At 56.9% G+C, this 4,402-nt stretch carries 4 protein-coding genes; all 4 read right to left on the reverse strand.

Features of this window, described 5'->3' with window-relative positions:
* Nucleotides 1-911 (reverse strand): exo-beta-N-acetylmuramidase NamZ domain-containing protein (locus ACH2EH_RS12760; protein WP_395142223.1); only part of this gene is annotated, 911 nt, incomplete at its 3' end.
* 99 nt (nucleotides 912-1,010) lie between these two features.
* The gene (locus ACH2EH_RS12765; protein ID WP_395142225.1) at nucleotides 1,011-2,537 is read right to left on the reverse strand and encodes an ammonium transporter; all 1,527 of its coding nucleotides are present in this window, start codon (nucleotides 2,535-2,537) and stop codon (nucleotides 1,011-1,013) included.
* A gap of 173 nt (nucleotides 2,538-2,710) precedes the next feature.
* A complete protein-coding gene (locus ACH2EH_RS12770) occupies nucleotides 2,711-3,049 on the reverse strand; it encodes a P-II family nitrogen regulator (RefSeq protein ID WP_395088742.1) in 339 nt (112 codons plus the stop codon).
* A gap of 146 nt (nucleotides 3,050-3,195) precedes the next feature.
* Nucleotides 3,196-4,290: an outer membrane beta-barrel protein gene (locus ACH2EH_RS12775; RefSeq protein WP_395142227.1), complete on the reverse strand. Its 1,095-nt coding sequence runs from the start codon at nucleotides 4,288-4,290 to the stop codon at nucleotides 3,196-3,198.
* Nucleotides 4,291-4,402 lie beyond the last annotated feature (112 nt).

A 4,402-nucleotide genomic window follows, 5' to 3' on the forward strand; every position in this document is an offset into this window, starting at 1 on the left:
GGGGCTTTGACGCGTACCCCCCGGCATTTCTGGCCGGAGAACAGGCCACGCGAGGGCGTGAAGGTAACGGCCTCGTAGGTAAATCCGGCGACCGGCACGCGCTGAAGCGCCGTCAGCAGCTTCGCACTGTCCAGAGTCGGGCTTCCAAAATAGCCAAAGGGATCGTCGGTGCCCACACCAATGGCGATGCAGTCTAGCTCCCCGATAATGCCGGTGGCGGCATAGAGCTGTGCGGCGCGCAGGGTCGGGATATTGGGGGAGGTGGGAATCCAGCGGCGTGTATCCCAGCCTGGATCGGTGCGCTTAAGCCCCTCGCAAGCCACTACCTCCAGTTTGGGTTTGAGCCCCTCCGGGAGCCAGCCCTTGCTGATGAGCATCTTAGCCAGCTCGCCCAATGTCATGCCGTGTCGGTAGGCGACGGGATACTTACTCACAAACGACGTGAAACCTGGCTGAACCGGTCCTCCCTCAACTCGCGTCAGCCCTAGCGGGTTGGGGCGATCCAGCACCAGCACGGGCAGGTTTACCCGTGCCGCGCCTTCTAGCACGCAGCCGAGGGTGGAGAGATAGGTGTAGCTGCGGCAGCCGATATCCTGAAGCGCAAAGACCAATACGTCCAGCCCCTGCAGCATCGCCACCGTCGGGACTTTGGTCTTACCATAGAGGGAGTAGACCGGCAGGCCCGTCTTACTGTCTTTATCAGACGCGATCCACTTGCCCGCCGGGATATCGCCGCGCACGCCATGTTCTGGCCCAAAGAGGGCAGCAACTCTCACCCCCCCTGCTTGGAGCGTCTCGATGGCGGGTGTCCCGTCTGCAAGCGCCGCCGCTGGGTGCGTCACCAGCCCGATCTTCTTGCCCTTGAGCTTTCTAAAACCGTCCGCAGCCAGTACCTCTAGTCCTGTCTTCATGATGAGGCAATTGTACCCGTCTTGCAACGCTTCAAAAGAAAACCGACCCCAGCAGAGCCAAGGTCGGTTTCCTAGATGAACTTTAGGGTTTAGTGAGCTCTAGTGAGTCGCTGCGGATTCGGCACCGCCATTAGCGTGGACATAGCCGGTTTCCCCGTGCTGTGTGAGATCGAGGCCCGCCTCTTCCTCATTGCCACTCACCACGATTCCCTTGAAGAGAACCTTCAGGATCAGGCTAATGACAAGTGTCCCAACCACGCCAAAGAGGATTGCTAGCCCAATGCTGCTGAACTGGGCGAGCATTAGGTGACCGCGTCCACCATCTTCCGGCTTGATGGAGGCAGTGACAACACTATTGACTTTTTCATCCGCAAAGATACCCGTGGCGATTGCTCCCCAAGTACCGCCGAGCCCGTGAACGGCAAAGACATCCAGGGTATCGTCGTACTTTTGCAGCTTGTTTTTGAGCTGAATCGCACCGTAGGAGATGAAAGGAACCACCGCACCGATGATGATCGCGCTTGTTGCGCTCACAAATCCTGAGGCAGGGGTGATTGCTACCAGCCCTGCGACTGCGCCCGAGGCAAAGCCGAGAGCCGTTGGCTGCTTGACATGAACCCACTCAATCAGACACCAGACCAGCCCCGCTACCGCAGCGGCGATATGGGTCACTGTGAAGGCGCTACCCGCAAGGCCATTGGCGGCGCCCGCGGAACCCGCGTTGAAGCCAAACCAGCCAAACCAGAGGATGCCTGTTCCGATCAGGGTCATGGGGAGGTTGTGAGGGCGCGTGTCCTCGTGGGAGGAGAGCCGTCGCTTGCCCAGGAGAATCGCGAGCACGAGAGCGGAGAATCCCGAGGTCATGTGGATAACGGTGCCACCCGCGAAGTCGAGCGCGCCCTTTTTGAAGAGCAAGCCCCCCGCACCCCAGACCATGTGCGCCATCGGAGAGTAGACTAGCAAGCTCCAGAGAGCGATGAAGACACAGTAAGCGGAGAACTTCATGCGCTCGACAATCGCACCGGAGATAAGCGCTGGAGTGATGACGGCAAACATCATCTGGAAGCACATAAACACCTGATGAGGGATGGTCATCGGTGTGCCGTTCCAGGCAAAGGTTGTCTGGCCCACGCCCTTGAGCATAGCAAAGTCCATGCCCCCGATAATCCCGGCGGTTGCGCCGCTGCCTGGGGAAAATGCTAGGGAATAGCCGACAACGATCCAGACAACTGTGACGATGGACATGGCGATGAAGCTCTGCATTAGCACATTGAGGACGTTTTTGACGCGTGCCATCCCTGCGTAGAAGAGGGCGAGGCCAGGTGTCATAAAAAGAACCAGCGCCGAAGCAATCAGCATCCATGCGATATCACCGTTATTGAGATCCGGTGCTTTGGCATTGATGACCTCGCCCTTGTCATTCTTGAGCGTCCCATCGTACTTGGTAATGAAGTCTGGGTTGGCAATACCAGTGGGGTCACCCGTAACGGTCGCTTCTGCGGGAGCTGGGGTCGCTACGGGGGCAGGCGTGGCGTCTTGTGCATGCACCACCACTCCAAGGGGTAGCAGAGCGAGGGAGGCTCCGCACAGGAGCGCCAGTCGCTTGAGTGTGGGAATTAACCGCATGAAACTATCCTTTTTTGCCGCAAGTAATAGGACACGAGGTCCGGCGGCCATTCGGGTAAGTGAGTACACGGCTATTTTAGGAATATTATGTTTCGGTATTGTTTCGGTGTTTTACACGGAAAACAAACAGCCACGCAGGGTTGCGTGGCTGTTGAGAGGAATTGAGGAAGTCCTTAGACTGCCTCACCTCCGCGCTCACCCGTACGGATACGGATGGCATCTAGTACCGGGGAGAGGAAGATTTTCCCATCTCCAATCTCACCCGTTCGTGCTGCGGAAGCGATCGCTTCGACAATACGATCCACATCCGCTTCGTTGACGACGATTTCCAGTTTAAGTTTCTGGATTAGGTTGACAGTATACTCCGCACCACGGTAGTGCTGCGTGTATCCTTTTTGTTTGCCTGCCCCACGCACCTCAGTGACGGTCATTCCGGTGACACCAAAATCATCCAGAGAGGCCTTCACTTCGTCTAGGCGTTGCGGGCGAATCACTGCTTCAATTTTTACCAGTCCTGCCACGATCGGTAGCTCCTGTTACTCTTTAGAGAAAGACAGAGCGGCCGGGTCTAGTACAGAGTCTGCACAGACCCGACCGCCAGTGAATCTATTCTACGGTCGTGATTGTTTCCGTTATGTTTCTACAAGGAAACAAGACCCTAGATCTTAAAGATTTGGCTGAAAGTCACGCTGGTCTGATCCTGCTTGACTGTTCCTGCTCTTTCCCCTGGGAAGAAGGCGCCACCCGCACGATCTGCACGGAACTCGAGAAGAGTGCGTGCTCCGGGGAAGGCACCGCCTAGCTCGTAAGATGCCGTGATGGAGTTCATGGTCGGCTTACGGGCAGGCGCAGTGAGGTAGCCCGGCAGGATGCCGGAAGTGGCATTGTTCTGTGTCAGATACTCGGCACGAAGCCCCAGCACATTCTCATTGCTCAGGGTCTTGGTTAGGTACCCCGTGAACCCCGTGGCATTGTAGGTGCGATTAGCCGCATCCTTGCCCGAGCGCATGGTCGCGTCTAGTGCGATTGCCGTGCTCTCGCTCAGCTTGTTGGTGTAGACAATGTTAGCGACATTGGTCTGACGGTTCCTAGGGGCTGCTGCTGTTCCCATGTTTTCGCGGGAAAACATGGTGTTTAGGGAGATACTGCTCGCATCCGAAGTACGTTTGACCTGAAAACCGACGGCCAGATCGCGGCTTGCGCCTGCTTTGACACCATCGAGACGGTTGGCGACAACACCAGTGAGCGAGGTCTTTTCGCTCAGTGGCACCGTCCCACGTAGCCCTGCATTGACGAACGGCTGGAGGTACTGGTACTGGAACGACTTGGATAAAAAGTTACCAGCGCCCACATCCGGAGTCTCGTAACCGACATGAGAGAGAAACTGGCCAAAGTCCAGTGTCATGTCTTTGCCGGCCATGCTGCGCTTGGTGGAGCCGTAGGCCTCCAGGATATTGTCCGTGCCGTAGAGAGCATGGAATGCTTCCTGAACCCGACCGGTGATCAGGCGCAGAACAAAGCCTGCCTTGTCATCCACTGCGGCGCGCGAGACACTAATCTCGCCCAAGTTGACGGTGAATTGTCCGTCGGTCGTGTTAAAGAGATACGTATTGTTACGTGTGCTGGGCTTATTGAAGTTGTAGGTGTAGTTTGCCTCCAACTGCCCACCAACGGTGACACCCTGGGCAAAAGCCGAAGGTGCAAGGGATGCGACGCCGAGAGCGGCGAGCACAAATTGCAAACGAGTTCGCATGAAAAACGAAGCCTCCATAAAAATCTGAATAGCCTCACCTGACCTGCCGTACGCCCCCTCCGAGGGGTCGGCGTACCGCCGCCATGGCGGACTACCCTGTTAGAGTTTTTAA

The organism is Armatimonas sp. (assembly GCF_043760365.1).
Lineage (GTDB): Bacteria > Armatimonadota > Armatimonadia > Armatimonadales > Armatimonadaceae > Armatimonas.

What these genes read in the sequence shown, in the direction of transcription:
- ACH2EH_RS12765 (WP_395142225.1), bottom strand. Translation starts at nt 2,537, where the DNA reads ATGCGGTTAATTCCCACACTCAAGCGACTGGCGCTCCTGTGCGGAGCC.
- ACH2EH_RS12775 (WP_395142227.1), bottom strand. Translation starts at nt 4,290, where the DNA reads ATGCGAACTCGTTTGCAATTTGTGCTCGCCGCTCTCGGCGTCGCATCC.